We start from the raw sequence: 3744 nt of genomic DNA on the forward strand, positions 1-3744 counted from the left end.
CGCCCTGGCCGCCTTGCTACTTCGCGGCCTTGGCCGCCTTCGCCGCCGCTTTGGCCTCCTGCTTGAACGCCCGCACCTTGGCCAGCGACTCGGGCCCGGTGATGTCGGCCGCCGAGCGGTAGGAGTCCTTGTCCCCGTACGAACCCGCCGCCTCGCGCCAGCCCTTGGGCGTCACGCCGTACCGCTTGCCGAGCACGGCCGTGAAGATCTTCGCCTTCTGCTCCCCGTACCCGGGCAGCGCCTTCAGCCGGGCGAGCAGCTCCTTGCCGTCCTCGACCTCGGACCACAGGGCCGTGGCGTCCCCGTCGTACTCGTCGACCAGGTACTGGCACAGCTGCTGCACGCGCTGCGCCATCGAGCCCGGGTAGCGGTGCACGGCCGGCTTGGTCTTGAACAGCTCCGTGAAGGCCTCGGGGTCGTACGCCGCGATCTCGTGCGCGTCCAGATCGTCCCGGCCCAGGCGCTCGGCGATCGTGTACGGACCCGTGAACGCCCACTCCATCGGCACCTGCTGGTCGAGCAGCATGCCGACCAGGGCGGCGAGCGGGCTGCGGCCGAGCAGTTCGTCGGCTTCGGGGTTCTGGGCGATGTGGATCTCGGCGGGCGCGGTCTTGCCGGCTGCCTTGCCGGTGGTGGTCCTGGCGGTGGCTGCCTTGCCGTTCGCTGTCTTGCCGTTCGCGGCGGACTTCTTCGCGGTCATACGGCCATGATGTCGCTGCTGTCGGCGGGGTGCGACATCGGTGAAGCTGACCCCATGACCGAGCGCACCGCGGAAGCCAAGCTCGCCGATCTCGTCGCCGCGCACGATGTCGGGCATCTGCAGCAGTGGCTCGACGAGCGCCCCGACCACGAGATCGCGGATGAGATCACCCGCGTGGACCCGGCCACGGCCGGCGTCCTCTTCCGGCTGCTCGACAAGGACCGCGCCTCCGAGGTGTTCGGGGAGCTCGACGGGGTCGAGCAGCAGAAGATCCTCACCGCCGTACGGGACCATGCCTTCCGCGAGCTCGTCGAAGGCATGGACCCGGACGACCGCGCCCGGCTGCTCGGCGAGGCTCCCGCGAACTTCACCCAGCGGGTCCTGGCCGGGCTCAGCCCCCGGGAACGGGAGCTCACGGCCACGCTGCTCGGGTACGCGCCGGGGTCGGTGGGCCGGTTCATGACCCCCGAGGTCGTACGGCTCAAGGAGCACATCACCGTCGGCGAGGCTCTCGACCGCGTACGCCGGGAAGGGCCCGAAGCCGAGACGGTCTACACGCTGCCGGTGACCGACGCGGGGCGGCGCCTCATCGGTGTCGTAGGACTGAGGGACCTGGTCCTGGCCGATCCGGCGGACCCGTTGAACGGTCTTGTCGACACCGCTCATCTGCGGGCGCACGCCACCGACACCGCCGAGTCCGCGGCCCGTCTGATGCAGGAGGGCAATCTGCTCGACCTGCCCGTGGTCGACAGCGAGGACCGGTTCGTCGGGCTGCTCACCATCGACGACGCACTGGAAGTCATCGAGGCCGCCGACACCGAGGACATCGCACGGCAGGCCGCGGCGCGGCCGCTCGACGGGCACTATCTGACCGCGAGCGTCACCCGGCTCGCGCGCTCACGCGTGGTGTGGCTGCTGCTCCTGATCGTCGCCGCGACGCTGACGGCCAAGGTGCTGGAAGCCTTCGAGGGGGAGATCGAGCAGGTCACGGCCCTTGCCCTGTTCATCCCGCTGCTCGTCGGTACCGGCGGCAACGTCGGCTCGCAGGCCGCGACCGGTGCCGTGCGCGCCCTCGCGGTCGGTGAGGTGCGGCCGGGGGACGTGCTGAAGGTGGCCTGGCGTGAGTGCCGGGTCGGGTTCCTGCTCGGGGTGATGCTCGGCGCGGTCGGCCTCGTCTTCGCCTGGGTGATCGCCAAGCACGGGGACATCGCGCTGGTCGTGGGGCTCACGCTGGTCGCGGTGTGCGCGTGGGCGGCCGTGATCGGCGGGGGCATGCCGCTGCTCGCCAAGAAGCTGGGGATCGACCCGGCGGTGATCTCGGCTCCGCTGGTGACGACGTTCGTGGACGCGACCGGGTTGATCATTTACTTCATGATCGCGCGGGTGGTGCTGGGGCTTTAGGGCATCTCCTGTACGTAAAGGGAACTGGATCCCGTTAAGCTGGGCGCCATGGAAAACGCCCCAGGAACCGTACGCCCCGGCGGCCGCACCGCCCGCGTGCGTGCCGCCGTGCTCGACGCGGCCGGCGACGCCCTCGCCGAGCACGGCTTCACGGGGTTCGACCTCGCCGAGGTCGCCCAGCGCGCGGGCGTCGGCAAGACGACGGTCTACCGGCGCTGGGGCAGCGCCACCGCCCTCGTCGCCGATCTGCTCGCCGACATGGCCGAGCAGTCCGAGCCGCGCAGCGACCACGGCGCTCTCCTGGACGACCTGCGCGCGAATGCCCGGCTGGTACGCCGCACCCTCACCGATCCGCGCCAGAGCCGGCTCTTCCGCGCGGTGATCGCGGCGGCGAGCTGCGATCCGTCCGCCGCCGATGCGCTGCACCGCTTCTATGTGGTACGGATCGAGGAGTGGGCGCCGTGCGTCGAACTGGCCGTCCAGCGCGGCGAGTTGCCCGCGGGAACGGACGCCCACGAGGTCGTACGGGCCGTCTCGGCGCCCCTCTACTACCGCTTCCTCGCCAGCGGCGACCCGCTCGACGAGGCGGCCGCCGACCGGGCGGCCGAGGCGGCGGTGGCGGCGGCGAAGGCCGGGGTCTTCGTCAGGGGCTTCAGGGGCCTCAGGGGCTGACCACCTCGTGGGCGTACGGAGGCTGAGCCCCCGCCCGTGAGCAGGTCACGGCCGCCGCCCGCGCCGCGTAGGCGAGGACGTCCTCCCACTCGTCGCCGGTCGGCGTGCGGGTCAGGGCGCCGAGCCGGTCGAGCCGGTGCAGGAGCGCCGCGTTGACCGTGTCGCCCGCGCCGATCGTGTCCACCACATCCACGGCCACGCCGGGCACGGTGTGCTCGGCGCCCTCGGCCGTGAGCGCCGTCAGGCCGTCCGCGCCCCGGGTGAGCACCACCGCCTGGGGGCCTGCGGCCAGCCACTGCTTGAGCACCGTACGGACGGGGGCGCCGTCCGCGAGCCAGGCCGCGTCCTCCTCGGAGAGCTTCAGGAGGCGTACATGGGGGAGCCAGCCGAGGAAGCGGGCGCGGTAGGCGGCCGGGTCCTTGATCAAGCCCGTCCTGATGTTGGGGTCGAGCGCGGTGAACACGCCTTGCGCTGCGGCCCGGCACAGCAGGTTCTCGTACGCGGTCGCGCCCGGCTCGAGGACGAGGGAGCAGGTACCGAAGCAGATGGCCCGGGTCGAGTCCGGCAGCGCGGGCGGGAGTTGGAAGAGGCGGTCCGCCGTGCCCTCCGTATAGAAGGAGTACGCGGCCGAGCCGGACGGATCGATATGGGCCACCGCGAGCGTGGTCGGCTCCTCGCCCCGCTGGACGAGGGAGGTGTCCACGCCGTCGGTGTGCAGTGCGTCGAGCAGTGCCTCGCCGAAGTGGTCGTGGGAGATGCGGGAGCAGAAGGCGGCGGTTGCTTCCAGCCGGCCGAGGGCGCGGGCGGTGTTGAAGGGGCCGCCGCCGAGTTTGGGTTCGAGGGCGGGCAGGGCGGCGTTGTCGTTCCGCTGCGGTACCAGGTCGATCAGGGCCTCGCCCGCTGAGATGATCACGTGGCTAGTTTTCCCCAGTCCCGCCCCTTCCCGAAACCGGGGGCTCCGCCCCCGGACC

At 71.8% G+C, this 3744-nt stretch carries 4 protein-coding genes; 2 read left to right on the forward strand and 2 right to left on the reverse strand.

Features of this window, described 5'->3' with window-relative positions; genetic code table 11:
• Positions 1 to 16: 16 nt before the first annotated feature.
• On the reverse strand, positions 17 to 700 hold the full coding sequence (locus G6045_RS39790; RefSeq protein WP_165337124.1) for an HhH-GPD-type base excision DNA repair protein: 684 nt from the start codon (positions 698 to 700) through the stop codon (positions 17 to 19).
• A 54-nt stretch (positions 701 to 754) separates the two neighbouring features.
• On the opposite strand from G6045_RS39790, the gene mgtE reads away from it, so the two are divergent.
• Both mgtE and G6045_RS39800 read left to right on the forward strand, forming a co-directional pair.
• On the forward strand, positions 755 to 2101 hold the full coding sequence (gene mgtE, locus G6045_RS39795) for a magnesium transporter (RefSeq protein WP_165337125.1): 1347 nt from the start codon (positions 755 to 757) through the stop codon (positions 2099 to 2101).
• Positions 2102 to 2149: 48 nt separating this feature from the next.
• Positions 2150 to 2773 (forward strand): TetR/AcrR family transcriptional regulator, encoded by a 624-nt coding sequence (locus G6045_RS39800; protein ID WP_165337126.1) that lies wholly within the window; start codon positions 2150 to 2152, stop codon positions 2771 to 2773.
• On the opposite strand, the gene G6045_RS39805 is transcribed toward G6045_RS39800, so the two are convergent.
• Positions 2763 to 3686: a carbohydrate kinase family protein gene (locus G6045_RS39805; protein ID WP_165337127.1), complete on the reverse strand. Its 924-nt coding sequence runs from the start codon at positions 3684 to 3686 to the stop codon at positions 2763 to 2765. The genes G6045_RS39800 and G6045_RS39805 overlap by 11 nt on opposite strands.
• Positions 3687 to 3744: the final 58 nt, after the last annotated feature.

The sequence above is a fragment of the Streptomyces mesophilus genome, assembly GCF_011044995.1.
Classification (GTDB): Bacteria; Actinomycetota; Actinomycetes; order Streptomycetales; family Streptomycetaceae; genus Streptomyces; species Streptomyces mesophilus.